At 67.9% G+C, this 19,964-nt stretch carries 17 protein-coding genes and 2 tRNA genes; 9 read left to right on the top strand and 10 right to left on the bottom strand.

Annotation, left to right across the window (positions count from 1 at the left end; translation table 11 throughout):
• Positions 1 to 220 precede the first annotated feature (220 nt).
• Positions 221 to 487: a WhiB family transcriptional regulator gene (locus ACZ5QD_RS09860; protein ID WP_006895505.1), complete on the top strand. Its 267-nt coding sequence runs from the start codon at positions 221 to 223 to the stop codon at positions 485 to 487.
• Between the two features lie 15 nt (positions 488 to 502).
• Here ACZ5QD_RS09860 and ACZ5QD_RS09855 read toward each other — a convergent pair whose 3' ends face one another.
• The 3 genes from ACZ5QD_RS09855 to ACZ5QD_RS09845 form a co-directional block, all read right to left on the bottom strand.
• Positions 503 to 1,819, bottom strand: a complete 1,317-nt coding sequence (locus tag ACZ5QD_RS09855; RefSeq protein WP_045540073.1) for an ABC1 kinase family protein — start codon at positions 1,817 to 1,819, stop codon at positions 503 to 505.
• The gene (locus ACZ5QD_RS09850) at positions 1,816 to 2,730 is read right to left on the bottom strand and encodes a hypothetical protein (protein WP_464366713.1); all 915 of its coding nucleotides are present in this window, start codon (positions 2,728 to 2,730) and stop codon (positions 1,816 to 1,818) included. The genes ACZ5QD_RS09855 and ACZ5QD_RS09850 overlap by 4 nt, the downstream gene beginning before the upstream one ends.
• Positions 2,731 to 2,799: 69 nt before the next feature.
• The gene (locus ACZ5QD_RS09845; protein WP_045539002.1) at positions 2,800 to 4,245 is read right to left on the bottom strand and encodes a zinc-dependent metalloprotease; all 1,446 of its coding nucleotides are present in this window, start codon (positions 4,243 to 4,245) and stop codon (positions 2,800 to 2,802) included.
• 213 nt (positions 4,246 to 4,458) lie between these two features.
• On the opposite strand from ACZ5QD_RS09845, the gene ACZ5QD_RS09840 reads away from it, so the two are divergent.
• A complete protein-coding gene (locus tag ACZ5QD_RS09840; protein WP_197078090.1) occupies positions 4,459 to 5,499 on the top strand; it encodes a YlbL family protein in 1,041 nt (346 codons plus the stop codon).
• Positions 5,500 to 5,518: 19 nt separating this feature from the next.
• On the opposite strand, the gene ACZ5QD_RS09835 is transcribed toward ACZ5QD_RS09840, so the two are convergent.
• Positions 5,519 to 6,085, bottom strand: coding sequence for a PPA1309 family protein (locus ACZ5QD_RS09835; protein WP_045539001.1), 567 nt, complete (start codon positions 6,083 to 6,085; stop codon positions 5,519 to 5,521).
• A gap of 131 nt (positions 6,086 to 6,216) precedes the next feature.
• Between ACZ5QD_RS09835 and ACZ5QD_RS09830 the strand changes: the two genes are divergently transcribed.
• Positions 6,217 to 9,207, top strand: a complete 2,991-nt coding sequence (locus tag ACZ5QD_RS09830) for a UPF0182 family protein (protein WP_156479471.1) — start codon at positions 6,217 to 6,219, stop codon at positions 9,205 to 9,207.
• An 81-nt stretch (positions 9,208 to 9,288) separates the two neighbouring features.
• Here the strand turns inward: ACZ5QD_RS09830 and ACZ5QD_RS09825 are convergent, their stop codons facing one another.
• Positions 9,289 to 9,579 (bottom strand): hypothetical protein, encoded by a 291-nt coding sequence (locus ACZ5QD_RS09825; RefSeq protein ID WP_006895498.1) that lies wholly within the window; start codon positions 9,577 to 9,579, stop codon positions 9,289 to 9,291.
• 215 nt (positions 9,580 to 9,794) lie between these two features.
• On the opposite strand from ACZ5QD_RS09825, the gene ACZ5QD_RS09820 reads away from it, so the two are divergent.
• The 4 genes from ACZ5QD_RS09820 (at position 9,795) to ACZ5QD_RS09805 (ending at position 12,122) form a co-directional block, all read left to right on the top strand.
• Positions 9,795 to 11,042 (top strand): MCE family protein, encoded by a 1,248-nt coding sequence (locus tag ACZ5QD_RS09820; protein ID WP_045538999.1) that lies wholly within the window; start codon positions 9,795 to 9,797, stop codon positions 11,040 to 11,042.
• An 86-nt stretch (positions 11,043 to 11,128) separates the two neighbouring features.
• A tRNA-Met gene (locus ACZ5QD_RS09815) sits at positions 11,129 to 11,202 on the top strand.
• Between the two features lie 200 nt (positions 11,203 to 11,402).
• Positions 11,403 to 11,476: transfer RNA gene (locus ACZ5QD_RS09810), tRNA-Met, on the top strand.
• A gap of 70 nt (positions 11,477 to 11,546) precedes the next feature.
• Positions 11,547 to 12,122 carry a TetR/AcrR family transcriptional regulator gene (locus ACZ5QD_RS09805; RefSeq protein WP_006895496.1) on the top strand — a complete coding sequence of 192 codons (576 nt, stop codon included), beginning with the start codon at positions 11,547 to 11,549 and terminating at the stop codon, positions 12,120 to 12,122.
• Between the two features lie 22 nt (positions 12,123 to 12,144).
• On the opposite strand, the gene ACZ5QD_RS09800 is transcribed toward ACZ5QD_RS09805, so the two are convergent.
• Together ACZ5QD_RS09800 and ACZ5QD_RS09795 are read right to left on the bottom strand one after the other, a co-directional pair.
• Positions 12,145 to 12,975, bottom strand: coding sequence for a cytochrome c biogenesis CcdA family protein (locus ACZ5QD_RS09800; RefSeq protein WP_464366712.1), 831 nt, complete (start codon positions 12,973 to 12,975; stop codon positions 12,145 to 12,147).
• A gap of 15 nt (positions 12,976 to 12,990) precedes the next feature.
• Positions 12,991 to 13,698, bottom strand: a complete 708-nt coding sequence (locus ACZ5QD_RS09795) for a DsbA family protein (protein WP_006895493.1) — start codon at positions 13,696 to 13,698, stop codon at positions 12,991 to 12,993.
• Positions 13,699 to 13,781: 83 nt separating this feature from the next.
• Here ACZ5QD_RS09795 and ACZ5QD_RS09790 point away from each other — a divergent pair, with 83 nt between their 5' ends.
• A complete protein-coding gene (locus ACZ5QD_RS09790) occupies positions 13,782 to 14,216 on the top strand; it encodes a hypothetical protein (protein WP_006895491.1) in 435 nt (144 codons plus the stop codon).
• Between the two features lie 37 nt (positions 14,217 to 14,253).
• On the opposite strand, the gene ACZ5QD_RS09785 is transcribed toward ACZ5QD_RS09790, so the two are convergent.
• Entirely contained in the window at positions 14,254 to 15,621 is a 1,368-nt protein-coding gene (locus tag ACZ5QD_RS09785) for an MBL fold metallo-hydrolase RNA specificity domain-containing protein (protein ID WP_006895489.1), read from the bottom strand.
• Between the two features lie 141 nt (positions 15,622 to 15,762).
• Positions 15,763 to 16,086, bottom strand: a complete 324-nt coding sequence (locus ACZ5QD_RS09780; RefSeq protein ID WP_006895487.1) for a transglycosylase family protein — start codon at positions 16,084 to 16,086, stop codon at positions 15,763 to 15,765.
• A 266-nt stretch (positions 16,087 to 16,352) separates the two neighbouring features.
• On the opposite strand from ACZ5QD_RS09780, the gene ACZ5QD_RS09775 reads away from it, so the two are divergent.
• Positions 16,353 to 18,230, top strand: coding sequence for a propionyl-CoA synthetase (locus ACZ5QD_RS09775; protein WP_006895485.1), 1,878 nt, complete (start codon positions 16,353 to 16,355; stop codon positions 18,228 to 18,230).
• Here ACZ5QD_RS09775 and ACZ5QD_RS09770 read toward each other — a convergent pair whose 3' ends face one another.
• Positions 18,231 to 19,949, bottom strand: coding sequence for a lipase family protein (locus ACZ5QD_RS09770; protein ID WP_464366711.1), 1,719 nt, complete (start codon positions 19,947 to 19,949; stop codon positions 18,231 to 18,233).
• Positions 19,950 to 19,964: the final 15 nt, after the last annotated feature.

Genomic DNA, 19,964 nt, shown 5'->3' with positions numbered 1-19,964 from the left:
CTGCAGCGGCAGCGCCCATGGCGCGAGCGCGCCGGCGATTCCCAGTGGCCCCCGTGGACGGCGATCCGACGTCCTACCGAATGTCTCACTCCTAGAGACCAGCGGAACCTTCGAGGCCACGGCGAATCGCGATAGCGAACCCCGTGGCCTTTCTCATCGCACCACCACGAGTAGGCCCGGGTTCACCAGACCAGCATCTGCGAACGAAAGCCGACCTACTTTGTCTACCTTGACCATTCCCCGAATAGAACTGCCCTGCCAGTCCACCGACTACGACGCCGACCTGTGGTTCGCCGACCGACCGGACCTCCTGGAGGAGGCGAAGAGCCTGTGCCGACAATGCCCACTGCGGACCCAATGCCTCGAGAGCGCGATGGAGCGCGAAGAGCCGTGGGGAGTCTGGGGTGGGGAGATCTTCGAGCGCGGTGTCGTCATCGCGCGGAAGCGGCCCCGCGGCCGTCCGCGGAAGAACGCGGCCGTCGCATGATCGTCGCGTCGCCGCTCAGCTCGCGAGGCCGGGCACCCATTCGTTCAGAATCGCGCGATACGGTGCCTCCGCGTCGAGTTGAGCGGCGATCCCGACACATCCGATGAGGACACGGAAGACCATCACGTACTCGCGTGGAACATTCAGATTCCGCGACGTCTTGTAGACGTCGCCGTTGATGTCGGTGGCCATCCCCGCCGCGCGCTGCAGCCACTTGCGCGTGAAATGGAAGGTGTCGCTGTACAGCGGATCCACGTACGGCTGCAGGTAGTTGGCGAGGTCCTCCGGGCTCACGCGGTCGGCGTGCGAAGCCTGAATGAAGTTGGCGGCCACCATCTCCTCGCGCAGTTCGTCGTACCGCCTGTCACGCGCGAGGGCCAGAATCGGGCCCGTATTCGCAGGCAGCCCGTCCGGGTAGTGCCCGACGGCACCGAAATCGAGGATCCCGAAACGCCCGTCGTCGAGAACGTAGAAGTTTCCGGGGTGCGGATCACCGTGCAGCATTCCCACACGCGCAGGCGAGCTGATCTCAAAGGTCGTCATCTTGGTGGCGGCGTCGTTGCGCTGCTCCTGCGTGCCCTCGACGATCAGCTTCGACAGCCGGGTGCCGTCGATCCACTCCGAGACCACGACCTTCGGCGCACTCGCCACCACCTTCGGAACCAGGAAATCCGGATCGCCGTCGAAGGCGCGGGCGAACGCCCGCTGGTTGTCGGCTTCGGTGATGTAGTCGAGTTCGTCCTCGGTCCGGTCGATGAGCTCGTCCACCATCGCCTTGACGTCAGTGCCGGGCGAGAGCTTCTGAATCAGTCCCGACATGCGGCTCAGGGTCTTCAGATCGGCCTTCAGGGCATGGTCGGCGCCCGGATACTGGACCTTCACCGCGACCTCGCGGCCATCGGACCACACGGCCTTGTGAACCTGGCCGATGCTGGCGGAGGCGGCGGGCTCGTCGCTGAACTCGCGGAATCGTTCGGGCCAGCGGGTGCCGAGCTGCTGATCGAGCACCTTGTGCACGGATTTGACGGGAAGCGGCGGCGCTTCCGCCTGCAGCTTGGTCAGCGCTTCCCGGAAGGGCTCACCGAATTCGTCGGGGATCGCGGCCTCCATGATCGAGAGCGCCTGTCCCACCTTCATGGCCCCGCCCTTGAGTTCCCCCAGGACCGCGAACAATTGCTCGGCGGTCTTGTTCATCAACTCGGCGTTGACTTCTTCTCGGCTCTTGCCCGCGATCCGCTTGCCGAACCCGGCGGCAGCGCGCCCGGCCATGCCGAGGGGGAGTGCGGCCAGTTTCGCGTTGCGACGACCCTGGCCGCGTGTGATCTCGCTCAATGGTGTCCTTTCGCCGCGTGATCGAGGATAGTGGAAACCGTTTCGCCCGGTGCACCGCCGCATCGCACGAAGCATTCGCAGCGCGGATGCACCGGCGCCGGGGCGAGCGTCATCCCGCACGGCAGCGGCCGGAACTCGAGCCGCTTTCCGGCCACCGCCGGCGGCGCCGGATCCGCGGCTCGCAGTGCCGCGCCGATCTCGCCGATCTGCGCGTGCGCCATCGCCACCGTCGCCAGACGGGTCGCGGTCCCGCCGGCGCCGGCGACCCCCTGCAGGGTGGCGGCGAGCACCGGCCATCCGGGATCGACGTCGGTGCGGTGCAACTCGAGGCACCGCAGGCAGCTGGTGGCTCCCGGCAGCACCAGCGGCCCGACGACCCCCACATCGTCGTGGACGTGCACCGCGAGGTGGGGGATCCGCGCAGACATCAGCGGCTCGTACACGGCCGGGTCGGGAACCGGCTGGTCGGCGAGAACCACCAGCTGCGGCCGGGGCCCGGGACCGCCGAGCGGACCGCGCGGATCGCAGACCTCGGTCCGGTGTCCGTCGAGCGGCAACCCGGACAGCAGCAGCCTGGCGATTTCGCCGTGACCGACGATGCCGATGGCGAGGCGTGCGGATGCAACAGTTTCGGACTCCACCGCCTTGCCCGCGGCGACCAGCCGGTCGAGCATCTCCCAGAACCTCGACGCCGAGAGACCAGACGACCGCAGATCACGGCGCAGATGGCGGTAGCGCTGCGGCGTCCGGAGGCGTTGCAGAAGCGCCGCGACCGCAGCCGTCGACACTCCGCGACCGAGTTCCACCGTGAGCGCGGTCAGCGGGTCGGAGCCGATGTGCAGCCGGCCGTCGGGGCGGATGAGGACCGGTGTGCCGGACGTGAGAACCGGGAGCGCGTCGCGTGCGGGCATGACGACCACGCTGGCAGCGCAGCCGGTTCTCGGCGAACCCGAATTCCACAGGTTCGACGAGCTCTGGAATCAGCGCTGGTCGGAACCCTCGCCGTCGCCGCCGGAAGCTCGGCCGTCGTCGCCTGGCTCGGCGTCACCGTCGCCGCTCTCGGCAGTGAACTGGCGCTCCAACTCGGCGATGGCGTCGTCGATACCGGAGACGTCGCCTCCGACGATTCGGTCGATGAAACCCGCCGGATTGTCGAGGTCGTCGGCGTCGGGAAGCAGGTCCGGATGGCCCCACACACCGTCGCGCGTCGCGATGTCCGACGCCTCGGTGAGCGCCCGCCACAGGGCGGCCGCCTCACGCAGTTTGCGCGGACGCAGATCCAGACCGATCAACGTCGCGAAGGTCTGCTCGGCGGGACCGCCGGACGCGCGGCGCCTGCGCATCGTCTCACTGAGCGCGGCCGTGCTCGGAATCCGGTCTCCGAGCGCATTCGACACCACCAGCTCCACCCAGCCCTCGACGAGTGCGAGCAGCGTCTCCAGACGGCTGAGCGCCGCCTGCTGCGCCGGGGTCGTCTCCGGTTCGAATGAGGCGGCCGAACCCATCAACTCCTCGAGCTTGCCCGGATTGGAGAACAACTCCTGCGGGTCGATCTCCGTCGCCAGATTCTGCAGTCCGCCGAGGTCGATGCGGATGCCGCGGGCGTACTCCTCCACGGTCGCCAGCAATCGCTGCTTGAGCCACGGAACGTGCGCGAACAATCGCACGTGCGCGGCTTCCCGCGCCGCGAGGAAGACGACGATCTCCTGCGCGGGCAGATCGAGTCCCTCGGCGAATCGCGCGATCGCCTCGGGAAGCAGCACCCCGAGACCGTCCGGCGCCAAGGGCAGGCCGATGTCGGTGGAGGTCAATACGCCCCCGGCCAACTGCCCCAGTCCCTGACCCAGCTGGGTCCCGTACATCGTGCCGCTGAGCTGGCCGATCATCGCCATCATCGGGCCGGCGAAAGCCTTCGCCTCCTCGGGCAGACCGGCGTCCATCGTCTTCGACATCTGCTCGGCGATCGGATCGCACAGCGTCCGCCACGTCGGCAGCGTGTTCTCCAGCCAGTCCACGGGCGTCCACGCCGCCGTCGAACGGATCCCCGCGGGCATCGCGGTCTGCTCATCGAGCCAGACCTCCGCCAGCCGGACCGCGTCCGCCACCGCCTGGTGCTCCTTCTCGAGCATCGGAGTGAACGAGCCGATCTGCCTGCGCGCCAGGTTCGCGGCCACGTCGTAGTTGACGGGACCGGAGCCGCCGCCGGCCATGCCCGCGCCCATGCCGCTGAACATGTTCCCGAGTTGACTGAACAACTGACCCAGCTGCGAGGGATCGACCGCGCCGCCTTCGCCCAGCGGGAATCCGAAGGGGTTCGACGGGTCGCCGCCCGGCGTGCCGCCGCCGCTCTGGCCACCGTTGTTCTTGTCCGGGTCGTTCTTGTCCCGGTCGTTCGACGACGAGAACCCGAAGGGCAGATCATTCATACCTTCAACGGTACCGGGCCGAAGCTCGGCACATCTCCCGTCGCTTCGCTCGCCCGTGTCATCTCCCGTCGCTGCGCTCGCCCGTGTCATCTCCCGTCGCTTCGCTCGCCTGTGTGATCTCCCGTCGCTTCGCTCGCCCGTGTCATCTCCCGTCGCTTCGCTCGCCCGGTCACCTGCGGGCTCCGCGAATCGGGCTGCATTACCCTGGGCCGGGTGACCATCAAGCCCGCCCATCGCCGTATCGCCACGATCACCGTCGGCGTGGTAGTCCTCCTGGCGTTCGTCATCGCAGGCATGACGCTTCGGGTGCCGTATGTGGCGCTCGGGCCCGGCCCGACGGTCAACACGCTCGGCGACGTGGACGGCAAACCCGTCGTCGAAGTGACCGGAGCGGTGGATCCGGACCCGAAGGGCAATCTCAACCTCACCACGGTCTCGCTCCGCGACGGATTCTCGCTGTTCCAGGCGCTCGGAATGTGGGCCTCGGGTACGTACGAACTGCAGCCGCGTGAGCTGTACTACCCGCCCGACCAAACGGTGGAACAGGTGCAGCAGCAGAACACCGAGCAGATGAGCGGCTCGGAGACCAACGCGACGATGGCCTCGCTGAACTACCTGCACAAGCCGGTCGCGATCGGCGTCGGCGCCGTCGCGAGCAAGGGGCCGGCCGATGGCAAGCTCGCTCCGCGCGACCGCATCCTCACCCTCGACGGCGTCGCGATCGACGGGCCCAAGGCACTCGCCGACGTCCTCGCCCGGCACAAGCCCGGCGACGAGGTGGAACTGACGGTCCAGCGCGGACCGCAGCGACTGACCCAACAAGTCAAGCTCGGGGCCCGCCCGGACGATCCCGCCAAGGCCTTCCTCGGGGTGACGCCGCAGATGATGGCAGCGGACCCGAATATCAACATCGTGTTCAACGTCGGCGACATCGGCGGACCGTCGGCAGGTCTGATGCTGACCCTCTCGGTGATCGACCACCTGACGCCCGGCGACCTCTCACACGGTCAGTTCGTCGCGGGCACCGGCACCATCGACCCGAACGGCAAGGTCGGCACCATCGGCGGCATCCCGCACAAGATCAAGGCGGCCCGAGACGCCGGAGCGACGGTGTTCCTGGTTCCGGCCGGCAACTGCGATGCCGCGAAGTCCGATGCGCCCGACGGCATCGAACTGGTCAAGGTCGACACGCTGACCGACGCGGTGAACGCGCTCGACACCCTCGGCACCGACAAGGCCCGCCCGCACTGCTGAATCGGCACTGCTGAATCGGTCAGCCGTGCAGAGTCTCGGCGAGAGCGTCGAGCAGGTTCGGTGCGATGTCCGGGTGAGTCTGCAGATCCCCCGACTGCTGCTCGCCCTCTCGGAGCGCGAGCAGCGCCACCCGCTGCCCGGTGCGGAGCACCCCCGCCGCGAGCCGTGCCGTCTTCCGCTCGGGATGGCTGTGAGCGGCTCGCCGCGCCGCCTCGTCGGCGGCGTCGGGATCGGCCAGCAGCGGTTCCAGCGCCGCGTCGAGATCGGCCTCGGCGTCGGGCGGCAGCAGGGTGATCTCGGTGACGACCGCCGAGCCCACCACTTGCTCCGGCCACGCGACGGTGGTCAGCAGCTCTTCGAGGTCGGCGGTGCTGGTCTCCTGCACCACCGGGCTCAGAGCGGAGTCGTCGCCGGGATCGACGAGGCCCGGCGCCTGGGACGCGAGCACCGCGGTCGGTACCAGGGCGAACAGTGTCGGCGCCGAGCCCCAGGGCAACTCGGAGGCGTAGGCGAGGCACTGGGCGAGGGCATTGCCGAGATCGGCTTGGGAGAAGCCGGCGCCTGCGGAATCATCGGAAGACGTCACGCGCCCATTGTGCAGCCTGGACGGTTGCGGCGGAGAACGGAGCCGACTCGGGCGAATCGGTAAGCTGGTCGGCATTGCTGTCGCACGCGCGCGAGCAGAGACGAATCAGGGAGCTTATACAAGTGGTGAGCATGACCGGATCGGGCGGACGGCCGACGTTGTCCCGGAGGGCGAAGATCCTGATCGGGATCGGTGTCGGACTGCTGATCCTGCTGTTGGTGGGTCCGCGAGTGGTCTCACTGATCACCGACTGGCTCTGGTACTCCGATCTCGGGTACTCCGAGGTGATGTCCACCATGCTCACGACGCGTCTGGTGACCTTCCTGGTGGTCGCGGTCGTGGTCTCGGCGATCGTCTTCGGCGGCATCTTCGCGGCCTACCGTGCACGTCCGGACTTCGTGATGCTGGCGAGCCCCACCGACCCGCTGGCGCGCTACCGGACGGCGGTGGGCATGCGGCCCAAGCTGTCGGTTCTGGTGCCGTCGGTGTTCATCGGCATCGTGGCGGGTCTCATCGCCCAGGGCTCCTGGGCCACGGTTCAGATGTTCATCAATCGCGAACCCTTCGGGATCAAGGATCCTCAGTTCGGCCTCGACATCGGGTTCTACTCGTTCTCGCTGCCGTTCTTCCGGATGATGCTCGACATCATCTTCATCTCGCTCGTCATCGCGTTCATCGGGAACCTGATCACGCACTACGTCTTCGGCGGACTGCGGCTCGGCGGCGGCGGACGTCGCGGATCGTTGACGCGGGCGGCACGCATCCAGCTGGCCGTGATCGCCGGACTGTTCATGATCGCGAAGGCCATCGGTTACTGGTTCGACCGATACGACCTGCTCAGCAGCGACCGGCGCGGCGACATCTTCACCGGCGCCACCTACACCGACATCAACTACGTGCTGCCGTCGAAGCTGATCCTGATGGCGATCGCGATCGTCTGCGCCATCGCATTCTTCGCCGCGATCGCCCTGCGCGACCTGCGCATCCCGGCGCTGGCCGCGGTGCTGATGCTGCTCTCGGCGCTGGTGATCGGCGTCGCGTGGCCGGCGGCGATGGAACAGTTCGCCGTCAAGCCCAGCGCCGACACGAAGGAAGCCGAGTACATCGAACGCAACATCGCGGCGACCACCGAGGCCTACCGGATCCGCAACGGCAAGGACGTTGTCTACGACAACGACTGGGCGCGCAGTCCGGCGAATCCGGCCACCGTCAACTCCGACGCGGCGACGCTCTCGAACATCCGCATCCTCGACCCGGCGGTGATGTCGACCGCGTTCTCGCAGCGGCAGGCGCTCAAGAACGTCTACGGCTTCCCCTCGCAGTTGGCGGTGGACCGCTACCCGGTCACCCAGGACGGCGAGACCCAGCAGCGCGACTTCATCGTCGCCGCGCGCGAACTCGATCCGTCGCGCCTGAGCGGCAACCAGAACAACTGGCTCAACAAGCACACCGTGTTCACTCACGGCAACGGGTTCATCGCCGCGCAGGCCAACAAGGTCGACGAGGCACCCAACGGCGACACCAATTCCGACTCCGGCGGACTCCCGGTGTTCCTGGTCTCCGACGTCAACACGGTGAACACACCCGAGTACAAGGCGACCGCACCGATCAAAGTCCGTGAGCCGCGCATCTACTTCGGCGAGATGATCGCGAAGGTGAACCCCGACTACGCCATCGTGGGTACGGGCGGCTCGGACGAGGGCCGCGAGTACGACGGGGACAACGAGAACTACCGCTACCGCGCCGATTCCGGCGTTCCCCTCAGCAACTGGGGTACGCGTCTGCTGTACGCGCTCAAGTACGGCGAGCGCAACTTCATCCTGTCCAGCGCGGTCGGCGACCAGTCGCGGATCCTGTACGACCGCGATCCGCGCGACCGGGTCAAGAAGGTGGCGCCGTGGCTGACCACCGACTCCAAGACCTACCCTGCGGTCATGGCCGACGGCTCGATCAAGTGGATCGTCGACGGCTACACGACCCTCGACAACTATCCCTACGCGCAGCGCATGGCCTTGCAGGCGGCGACGGCCGACTCCCGTCAGTCCGACGCCGGGCCGACCGGGCGCGCTCAGCCCGACCGCGAGGTCTCGTATGTGCGCAACTCGGTGAAGGCAACCGTCGACGCCTACACCGGCAAGGTCGAGCTGTACCAGTCCGATGACACCGATCCGGTGCTCAAGACATGGATGAAGGCGTTCCCCGGCACGGTCAAGCCCAAGTCGGAACTCGACAAGCGGCCCGACCTGCGCGCCCACCTGCGTTACCCGGAGGACATCTTCAAGCTGCAGCGCGAGCTGCTCACGAAGTACCACGTCAACGACGGCACCACGTTCTTCAAGTCGAGCAACTTCTGGACCGTTCCCGCGGACCCGACCGTCGACAAGAGCACCGCTCCGCAGCCGCCGTACTACTTCACCGCGTCGGCGCCGGGCAACGAGGCGCTCTCGCAGTTCCAGCTGACATCGGTGATGACCGCGCTCGCGCGGCCGAACCTCGCGGCGTACATGACGGCGGCATCCGACCCGGACGGATACGGCAAGATCACGGTCAAGACGTTGCCGACCACGACCCAGTCGGTGGGTCCGCAGCAGGCGACCGAGGCGATGAAGAACAGCCCGTCGAGCACCCGTGACCGTCAGCTCGTGGAGAACTCCAGCCTGGTGACCTACGGAAATCTGCTCGCACTGCCTGTCGGCGACAACGGAATCCTCTACGTGCAGCCGATGTACAACCAGGCCAAGACCGGGGACTCGGCGATCCCGAAGCTCTACCGCGTACTCACGTACTACAACGCGGCGGCGGGCAAGGAGAAGGCGAACGCCGGCTATGCGCCGACCGTGGCCGAGGCACTCCGCCAGGTCGGCATCGATCCGAGTGCGGCGACGGAGCCGGAGATCGAGGGAGGGTCGAGCACGCCTGCGCCGCAGAAGCCCGCGCCGAACACCCAGCAGCCGTCGAGTAGCGGCGGCGACGACGCCGCGCGCGACGCGGTGGTGAAGGAGCTCGGCGAGGCGCTCGAGGAGATGCGCAAGGCGCAGTCGAGCGGCGACTTCAAGGCCTACGGCGACGCCCTCGACCGGCTCAACAAGGCCGTCAATCAGTACGAGGCCCTCGGCAACTGAGCCGCGCATATTCGCAGGAATGCCGGCCGATCGGGAATCCGATCGGCCGGCATTCTGCTCGGCAGGGCCCCGCGTCCAGGATCAGGGACGCACTTTGGCCAGATAGCGGGCGATCTCGTCGGGTGTGTTGTCGGGCATCACCGGCGAGTGATGCAGCCGCCTGACGAGGAAGGTGAAGATCATCGCGGAGAAGATCAGGCAGCCGAGTGCGAGCACTCCGTAGGTGATGTTGGTGGGCTTGTTGTCGGGGAGGTCGGCCAAGGTGATGACCCACAGTGCTGAGAAGGCGCCGCCGACCATCAACAGGACGAAGGCCACCAGGCCCATCCAGTGGTTGCCGTGGCCGCTCCTTCTGATCGAGTGATTCGCCATGACTGATCCTCCTAGCTCGTCTGATGATGAATGCCCTGGTAGAGCACCCTCTATCTACCCTCACCATAGCTCACGAGGTGACAAATATCACATGAAGAATCTGGCTAGCTCGTTTGTCACATACGGTGTCCAGGAGTCGTCGTTGCAGGTGCAACCGACTTACGCTCGGCAGGTCGGATCGTCGGGATTCCGTCAGTCGTGTAGGAAGGTCGCGAATGCCACCCCTGAGCCGTCTGGTGAAACTGCAGCTGGTCGTCGTGATTCTGCTGGGTGTCGGTGCGTCGATCTTCGCGGGCATCCGGTTCGCGCGAATGGACCAGGCGCTCGGACTCAGCGGCTATCGCGTGGTGGTGCACATGCCAGACAGCGGTGGCATCTTCCCCGAAGCCGAGGTGACGTATCGCGGGGTCCCCGCCGGTCGCGTCAGCGATATGCGCATCGTCCCCGGTGGTGTCGATGTGGAGCTGACCCTCGATTCCGGCCGGTCGTCGATTCCGGCGTCGTCGGTGGCGGTGGTCGCCAACCGGTCCGCGATCGGGGAGCAGTTCCTCGACCTCCAGCCGCCGTCGGGCGCCGGTCCGTATCTGCGCGACGGCTCGGAGATCTCTGAGGTCGAACTGCCTCCGGCGGTGCAGGACGTCGTCTCGTCGGCCATCGACCTCACCAAGACGATTCCGGTCGATTCGCTCCAATCCGTCGTCCGTGAACTCGGCAGGGCGTTCAACGGCAAGGGGGAGGATCTGTCGAGACTGGTCGATTCGCTGGACACCCTGTCGAAGGACGGACTCAAGAGTCTCGACGACACGATCGGCCTCATCAAGAACTCGAACGTCGTGCTCAAGACTCAGGACGAGCAGTCCGACGAGATCCTCGAATGGTCGCGCGGACTCGACAAGGTGTCGGCGCAGCTCGCCTCATCCGATCCGGCTGTGCGGCGCATTCTGACCGACGGGCCCCGTGCGGCCTCTGCGCTGTCGGAGTTTCTCGACGAGAACGGGGCCGACACCACCAAGCTGATCGGGCAGCTCGGCGGCACGGTCCACGAGATCGCGCCGGCGTCCTACGTCACCGGCATGACCTTCGCGATGCTGTCGAGCCTGTCGGCCAGCAGTCACGCCACCTCGTCGCCCGACGGATCGATCCGTTTCGGCATCGTCCTGGAGACCGGCAATCCGCCGAGCTGTACTCGCGGCTACGAGTCGACGCAGGCGATGATCGCGCGGATCAAGCGTGAGAAGCCCGACTTCGACATCAACTACGACGACTTCCCGTTCAACACCGAGGTCGGGTGCACCGTGCCCGCCGGAAATCCGACCTCCGTGCGTGGCGCCGCGCGGGCACCGCTGGCGAATCCGAACATCGCGCAGCCGTGGGACGGCAACGCCAAGAAGGACCCCGACAAGCTCAATCTCAATCCGCTCGCCACCCAGCTGGCGGCGCTGATGGGCGTGCATCCGCGCTGAGCCGAGCCCTGCCGGTGGCGTCGATCACCTTGGGATTTCATCGATTTGCCTTCGCTGTCGCGGCGTGTGTAACGTAGTCGATGCAACGCGGGGTGGAGCAGCTCGGTAGCTCGCTGGGCTCATAACCCAGAGGTCGTAGGTTCAAATCCTGCCCCCGCTACTAGAAGGAAGACCCGCACCGTCACGGTGCGGGTCTTCTTGCATCCCGGGTGCGGCCACGGTAGTCGGGCTTCAACCCGCGACTCGACTCCGCCGCGGGGGCGGGTGGTCGAGGCGGTCTCGGGGATCGGGTACAGTGGACGAGTACGAGTTCGACGGCCAGGATTCAGCATCATCGTCCTGGAAATCGGATCTTACCGACGCGGGGTGGAGCAGCTCGGTAGCTCGCTGGGCTCATAACCCAGAGGTCGTAGGTTCAAATCCTGCCCCCGCTACCGAACCGAGGAGACCCGCACCGTGAAGGTGCGGGTCTCCTCGCATTTCACGCGGCATTAGGCTGGACGCATGCACAGTCTCGGTTCCACCCTTCCTCGCCGCGGTCTCAACGCGCGACAACTGGAGACGGTGGGAAGGCTTCTCGACGCGGGCCTGTCGCTGCTCGAGGAGTCGGCCTACGAGGATCTGACGCTTCGGCTCATCGCCGCCGGAGCGAATGTCTCGCCGGCGACCGCGTACACCTACTTCTCGTCGAAGGACCACCTGTTCGCGTCCCTGTTTTGGCGGCAGGTGGCGCAGGCCCCGGAGCCGGAGCTGTCGGGCGAGGCCGCCGACCGCCTGCACCAGACCGTCCGGTACATCGCCGACGTGGTCGGAGCGTCGCCCACGGTCGCCGAGGCGGCCACCAAGAGTCTGCTCGCCGTCGATCCGGACGTGGCGCGGATCCGCGTCGAGATCGGCACCCACTGGTACGGACTGTTCACGCGCGCCCTGGGCGAGGATGTGGACCCGGCGGTCTTGCGAACACTCATGTTCACCTTCTCCGGTGCTCTGCTGGAGGCGGGGATGGGCGTCATCACCTATGACGACCTGTTCGACCAATTGGATTCGGCGGTGACGGTGATCGCCCGCGGCAACGTCTGACCGCGGCCGCGACGCATGCGGTTCAGTCGGGTTGCCGCTGCCCCCGCCACCACCACACCACGACCGACGTCACGACGGCGATGATGAGCGCGATGTCGACGTCCGGGCGGGCGAGTGCCTCGGCGGCGGTCTGGAGCCGGTCGGCGACGCCGGAGCCGGCCTCGGGATCGGCCAGCCCGACGAAGCCGTCGGTGATCCAGTACGCGCAGCCCGCCGCGATGAGCAGCAGGCCGGTGAGCACCGAAGTGCTGTGCCACGACCGGCCGAGGAAGGTGAACTCGCGACCGCGCAGCAGCGCGCGGCCGCGTTCGCCGAACCGCTGCCACACGAGAGCGATCGTGAACATCGGCGCGACGATGCCGGCTCCGTAGACCGCCAACAGGACGCCGGCGCCCGCGATCGCCCCCTGAGCCGCGGCCAGCGTGAGGACGGCGCCGAGGATCGGGCCGGTGCAGAATCCGGCGGCACCGGAGGCCGCACCGAGAAGCAGGCTGCGGACCAGGCCGGTCCGGCGTTGCGCGGCACCCCGCAATCCCTCGATTCCGGGCACCCGGCCGGCGATGTCGAACCCCCGGCCGAACATCGCCAGCAGGCCGAACGCCACGAGCACCGCGGAGGTGAGGGCGACCAACGCCGAACGATGCTCGGCGAACAACCGACCCAGCGCACCGACGCCGATCCCGACGGGTACCAACGTCGCGACGAGGCCGAGGTAGAAGACCAGCGAATGGATCACCAGCCGCGGCCCGGAACCGGCGGTCGATGCGAAGAAGGCGGGCAGGAGCAGAGCACTGCACGGGCTCAGCAGACTGAGCGCGCCGCCGACGAAGGCGGCTGCGAGTCCCACATTCATGGCTGCACGGTCACCTCAGCGTCCGGCGGCGTCGAGTTCGCTCCGCAGCTTGTCGGTGAAGACCTTCGTCGGCTGCGCCCCGAGGATCGGCTGGCCGCCGAGGATGAAGGCGGGCGTGGAATAAGTGCCCGCGGTGAAGCCGTCACTCGCCTTGTTGCGTACCGCAGACAAGACGGTGCGCGACTCGTAGTCGGTGCGGAAGCGGCCGGTGTCGAGCCTCAACTCGCCGGCGAGGGCGAGCAGTGCGTCGTCGGAGAGCGCGCTCTTCGGGCGCGGCCGGCCGTCGGCGAACAGAGCGGCATGGAACTCGCGCAGATGCCCCTGGAGCGCCGCGGAGTAGGCGGCGCGGGCGGCGCGTTCGGACTCATCGCCGAAGATGTTCATGTCCCGGAGTTCGATGCGCAGATCGCCGGCGTCGGCATAGGGCAGGAGTGCCGGGAGCGTGTCGTGCGACCACTTCGCGCAGTACGGGCACTGGTAGTCGGTGAAGACCACGAGACCGACGGGTGCGTCGACCGGACCGAAGGTCATCGGATCGGTCGGATCCCGGTCCTCCCATTCCGAGCGGACCGGCGTCGATGCGGCACTGCCTGCCCGGTCGGCGGAGCCGTCGACCCCGTGCGAGGAACGGATCACCACGAAGACGATCGCGGCGATGCCCGCCAGCACCGCGACGATCGGCACCAGCCGCGACCGGCGGAGCGATGTGCGGTCAGGGGCCATGCGTGCACCATAGCAACGACGCGGAGGCTCGGCGCCGGGAGACGGGGCGCGGCCGGGCCCGGGCGATCTGCGAGACTTGTGCGATGAATCTGACTCTCACCGCTCAGGTGGCGCTGATCGCCGCGGGTGTCATCTTTCTGTGGGCGCTGTTGCTCGGCGTGTGGAAGTACGCCGCCATCATGCGGAGCGAGACCGGACAGGCACACGTATACGTCGACATCGCTCACCGCGCCGCACTCATGTACTCCTTCGCCACCGCCTTGCTGGCTGCGTTCGCGCAGTTCAGCGCGTGGTCGACGGCGGTCAACATGGTCGCGTTGATCGTCGTCCTCGTCTTCTTCGTCGGTGCGATCGCGTCCTACTGCCTGCACGGACTGCGACGCGACACCACCAACCAGTTCCACCCGGCGTCGCCGTCGCTGACCGCGTCGATGGTCGCGCTGATCATCGGCGAGGTGGGCGGCAGCGCGGTGATTCTCGCGGGCTTCATCGTCGAGCAGGCCGGCACCTGGGGCTGAGTGTCCCGAGTGGCGTTCCGGTGCGATCGACGGCGCGTCAGGTCAGATCGAACGTCTGGTTCTGGTGTCCGACGGTGGTCCGCCAGCCGAGGTCGTGGTCGATCCGATGCCGCATCGACTCCGTGGCGTTGGGTTCGCCGTGAACCAGGAACGTCCGGCGCGGCGCCTCGTCGAAGCCACGCATCCATCGGATGAGCTCGTCGGAGTCGGCGTGCGCCGAGAGCATGTGCAGGTTCTCCACCCGAGCGTGCACCGGCAGCCACTCGCCGTACAGCTTGAGGAAGCGTGCCCCGTCGGCCAGCGACCGCCCGCGGGTGCCGACCGCCTGATAGCCGACCAGGACCACCGTGTTCTGTGAGCCGCCGACGAATGCGGCCAGATGGTGCAGGACGCGGCCTCCGGTCGCCATCCCGCTCGCGGAGAGAATGACCTTCGGGCCGTGGTCGGCGGAGATCTGTTTGGAACGTTCGGGGTCGCGGACGTACTCGGCGATCGCGAACATCTCGTCGACGTGTGCCGCGTCGAGCCGATGCGCCGCCGGATGCGAGCGCATCAGTTCGCCTGCGTTGATCGCCATCGGGCTGTCGACGTAGACCGGCACCCGGGGCAGCAGCCCGTCCCGCTGCAGAGTCCAGAGGTGATAGAGGATCGTCTGCGTCCGACCGACCGCGAACGCGGGGATCACGACGGTGCCGCCGCGCTCGACTGTCTCGGTGATGATGCGCAGTAGTTCGGCGGCCGGGTCCGCGTGATCTCGCACGCGATCGCCGTAGGTGGACTCGCACACCAGGTAGTCGGCCCGGGGCACCGGCTCGGGATCGAACATCAGGGGATCGTCGTACCGGCCGAGATCGCCGCTGAACGCGACGGTGACGCCGCCCCACTCCACCTCGACGGTGGCGGCGCCGAGGATGTGGCCGGCGCCCCGGAACAGCGCTCGGACCTCGCGGGTGGGGGAGAACGACTTGTCCGCGGCGCGGGTGTGGAACTGGGCCATGGTCTGTTCGACGTCGGTGACGTCGTAGAGCGGCCGTGCCGGGGAGTGCCGCGTGGCCCGGTGCTTGTTGGCCAGCATCGCGTCGCGTTCCTGCAGATGGGCGGAGTCGCGGAGGATGATGTCGGCCACGTCGCGCGTGGCGGGGGTCGAATAGATCGGACCGCGGAAGCCGTCGCGGATCAGACGCGGCAGGTATCCGGTGTGGTCGAGATGAGCGTGGGTGACGATCACCGCATCGAGTGCCTGCGGATCCACCGGCAGCGAGCGCCAGTTGGTCTCGCGCAGGTTCTTGATGCCCTGGAAGAGCCCGCAGTCGACGAGGATCATCCTCCCGTCGCGCTCGAGGAGATGCTTGGAACCGGTGACGGTTCCCGCCGCTCCGAGGCTGGTGAACGAGAGCGTCGACATCCGGTGGCCTCCTCTGATCGCCTTCACCCGAGCCTAGGCCGTGCCGGCCGCGTGGGTCCGGCGACACCGCGAGGCCGGTCGCTGCGACAGCGACCGGCCTCGTCGGAGAGCGCGGTTCCCGGTTGAGGGGTGCGGGCGTACTTAGAGGTACGCGCCGCAGACCGGCCAGGCGCCGGGGCCCTGGGTGGCGAGCACGTTCTCCGCGACGCGGATCTGCTCCTCGCGGGACGCGTTGTTCGCGCTGCCGGTGCCGCCGTTGGCCTCCCAGGTGGACTGCGAGAACTGCAGACCGCCGTAGTAGCCGTTGCCGGTGTTGATCGACCAGTCGCCGCCGCTCTCGCACTGAGCGACCGCGTCCCAGTTGTGGCCGGTGTCGGCCGAGGCGACGCCGGCGGCCAGGGTCAGCGGGGCGATGGTCAGGGCGCCGGCGATCGCGGCGCGGGTTGCGAGCTTGGTAAGGCTCATCAGGCATTCCTCCTTGGGCGCAGCCCTCGAAAACGGGCTGCGTTCGTGGACGGAAGAGACGCTACGTCGTGAAAAACGTGAGGTCACACCGCGAAACTGTGGTCGGAGACACAATCCGCTTGCTCTTGCAAGCGTGTAATTCTCAGCAAGATCCCAGGTGGGAGCGAGGATTCCGCTGTTATCTTTCCGTGATCAATCCGAGACCAAGTGTGACCGAGTCCACGCTGCAGAAGTGACTCCGGTCACCGGATTGCTACCGTTGTCCAATGGCCACCTACGCAGAAGTCTTCGCCCGCAGCATCGACGATCCCGACGGATTCTGGCTCGACGCGGCGGCGGGCATCGACTGGATCAGTCCGCCGACCAAGGCTCTCGACGATTCCCAGCCGCCGATCTACCGATGGTTCCCCGATGCCACGCTCAATACCTCGGCGAACGCGCTCGACCGTCACGTCTCGGCGGGCCGCGGCGATCGTGACGCGCTCGTCTGGGACTCCGCAATGGTGGGCGAGAAGCGGACGTACACCTATGCCGAACTGCTCGCCGAGGTGTCCCGCTTCGCGGGAGTGCTCGCCGCGCAGGGCGTGGTCAAGGGGGATCGCGTCATCGTCTACATGCCGATGATCCCGGAGGCCGCGATCGCGATGCTCGCCTGCGCGCGGATCGGAGCCGTGCACTCGGTGGTGTTCGGCGGGTTCGCCGCACCGGAGTTGGCCACGCGCATCGACGACGCCGAGCCGGTCGCGATCGTCACCGCGTCGGGTGGACTGGAGCCGGGCCGGACCGTCGAGTATCTGCCGATGGTGCGGGATGCGCTGGCGATCGCGGTGTCGGCGCCGGAGACGGTGATCGTGAAGGACCGACCGCAGGTGGCCGGATCGGCGGGGGACTACGGGTGGCTCGACTGGGACCAGCAGATGGCGACCGCGCGCCCGGCCGACGCCGTCGAGGTGGCCGCGACCGACCCGCTCTACATCCTGTACACCTCGGGAACCACGGGGAAGCCCAAGGGCGTGGTGCGCGACAACGGCGGTCACGCGGTGGCGCTGCACTGGTCGATGCGCAACGTGTACGGGGTGTCGCCCGACGACGTGTGGTGGACGGCCTCCGACGTCGGCTGGGTGGTGGGCCACTCGTACATCGTCTACGGTCCGTTGCTGCTCGGAGCGACGACGGTGATGTACGAGGGCAAGCCGGTCGGGACACCCGACGCGGGGGCGTTCTGGCGCGTCATCTCCGAACACGGAGCGTCGGCGCTGTTCACCGCTCCGACGGCGATCCGCGCGATCCGCAAGGCCGATCCCGAGGCCGCTGAACTGGCCCAGTACGACATGTCGCGGTTCAAGACCCTCTTCGCGGCGGGCGAGCGACTCGATCCCGACACGTTCGAATGGGCCTCGGAGAAGCTCGGCGTCCCGGTGGTGGACCACTGGTGGCAGACCGAGACCGGCTGGGCGATAGTGGCCAATCTGCGTGGACTCGAACCCATGCCGCTCAAGCCCGGGACTGCCACGGTCCCGGTCCCCGGGTACGACGTGCAGGTCGTCGACGCCGATGGCCGCCGTCTCGGACCCAACGCCGAGGGCAACATCGTCGTGAAGCTGCCGATGCCGCCCGGCACGCTCGCGGGGCTGTGGGGCGACGAGGAGCGGTTCCGTTCCTCATACCTCAAGGCGTTCCCCGGCTACTACCTGACCGGCGACTCCGGCTACATCGATGAGAACGGGTACGTCTACGTGCTGGGACGATCGGATGACGTCATCAATGTCGCCGGGCACCGGCTCTCCACCGGGAGCATCGAAGCGGTGGTCGCCGCGCATCCGGCCGTCGCGGAGTGCGCGGTGGTCGGCATTCACGACGACCTCAAGGGACAGCGGCCGAGCGGATACGTGGTGCTCAAGGCCGGTGCCGACATCGACGAGGACCGTCTCCGCGCCGAACTGGTGCAGATGGTCCGCGACGAGATCGGCGCCGTCGCCACCTTCCGCGACGTCACGGTCGTCCAGGCTCTGCCGAAGACCCGGTCGGGCAAGATCCTGCGTAAGACCATGCGGCAGATCGTGGACGGTGAGGAGTACGCGGTGCCCTCGACCATCGAGGACCTCTCAGTGCTCGAGGCCCTGGTGGATCAACTCGGGCACTGATCACGCCGGATGCGGTGCCGGGCAGTTCGGTGTCGGCGCCGCACCCGCGAAACGGTCCTGCGTCCAGGCGATGAGCGACCCGACGGCGGGCGAGTCGTCGTCGATGAGCGTCATGTGCCCGAGCTCCGGGTAGGTGCGGTATTCGAGATCGCTGCCCGCGGCGCATTGGTCGGCGACGTACTCGTTCTGCGACGCCGGAGCGATCACCTCGTCCGACAGTCCCTGGGCGATGAGCGTGGGCCGCGGCAGCCGCGCGCTCGGCGTGTTCTCGGCGAGTCGTGCGCCCAGCGGACCGGACGTCGGGGTGCGCGTGTAGAAGTCGTGGCCGAGAATGAGCGCCTCGGCGAGCGAGACGGGCATCGTGGGCGACCACAGACAGCGCGCCGCCATTCCGCGCATCGGGAGGCGGGCCTGCGTCTTGATGTAGTCGGCGTAGCGGACGTCCGGGTAGGTGCGGGTGTACGCGTCCATCACATACGACGCCAGCAACGCGCCGCCCGCCATCGTCTCCAGCCCGGAGGCGAGAGCCCGCAGATTCGATGCCGGTGCGAGCGCCGCGGTGGCGATCACGCCGGCGTCGGGTGCGTACGACGGAGCCAGCAGTTCGGTCCACAGTGCAGCGTGTCCGCCCTGGGAATGGCCCCACACCACCGTCGACCGAGTCAATGACGCCCCGGGCAGAGCGCGGGCGGCCCGGATCGAGTCCAGTACCGAGCGCGCCTCACCCCGGCCGATCACATACGGCGACGGTCCCGGAGTGCCCATCCCGATGTAGTCGGCGGCCACCAGCGCCCAGCCCCGCCCGACCACTTCGTTCAGGCCCGGCAGGTGTGCCAGCGGTGTCGAGGTCATCGACGGGGCGCAGTTCTCGGCGACGCCGGACGTCCCGTGGGCCCACGCGATCAGCGAGTGCGGACCGGGACCGTCCGGAACGACGACGAGACCGCTCGCCAGTGCGGGCCGGTCGCCGCGCAGGGTGGAGTAGAGGATGCGCCACGCGTGAGCGCCCGGCGGGATGCCCGCGGCGGTCGGCTCCGACTTCAACAGGGTCCCCGGCCGCACGCCGGCGGGAAGCTCGGCTCGATAGAACGCGCCGGGTTCCTCAGCGGTGCCGCGGACGACGAATGTCGCGATCACCAGCGGCACGGCGACGATCGTCGCGACCGCTGCCGCGGCCGTCCGCAGCGCGATTCTCGCGGTCCGCTCCCGGCCGGGTTCGGCCGCGGCGGTCCGGCCGCGGATGCCGACGAGCAGCTCGGCCGCACCGCGCCACACCAGCGCCAGCCCGACGGCCTCGACGACGATGAAGATGCTCACACCCGGCCACGACACGGCGAGCACAGCGGTGGCGATACCGGCTGCGCCGAACAGCACGTCGGCGAACCACGCGGGGCCGCGGCGCGCGGCGCGCACCCATCGGCCCACGCCCCACACCGCGAGTGCGATCGCCGCGGCCACTGCGATACCGAAGATCGACAGACTCCGCCAGATCAGCAGCACGGCACCGACCAGCGGCAGCAGGACTGCGACGGCGAGCCGGAGCGGTTCCCGGCGAGTCTGGGGTTCGATGAGGTCGACGAGTCCGGCCACGACCAAGCCGATCGCCAGTGCGGCGGCGGTCCACGGCACGCTCGCGAACGGGCGGAGCACCAGCAGGACGCCGACGGCGATGGATGCCAGAGCGAGGAGCAGGCGCCCGGCTCTGGCGGCAGTGGTCATCTCATCAGCGTAGGA

It is taken from the genome of Gordonia sp. J1A, from assembly GCF_055393515.1.
This window is presented reverse-complemented; position numbering and strand designations above follow the sequence as displayed.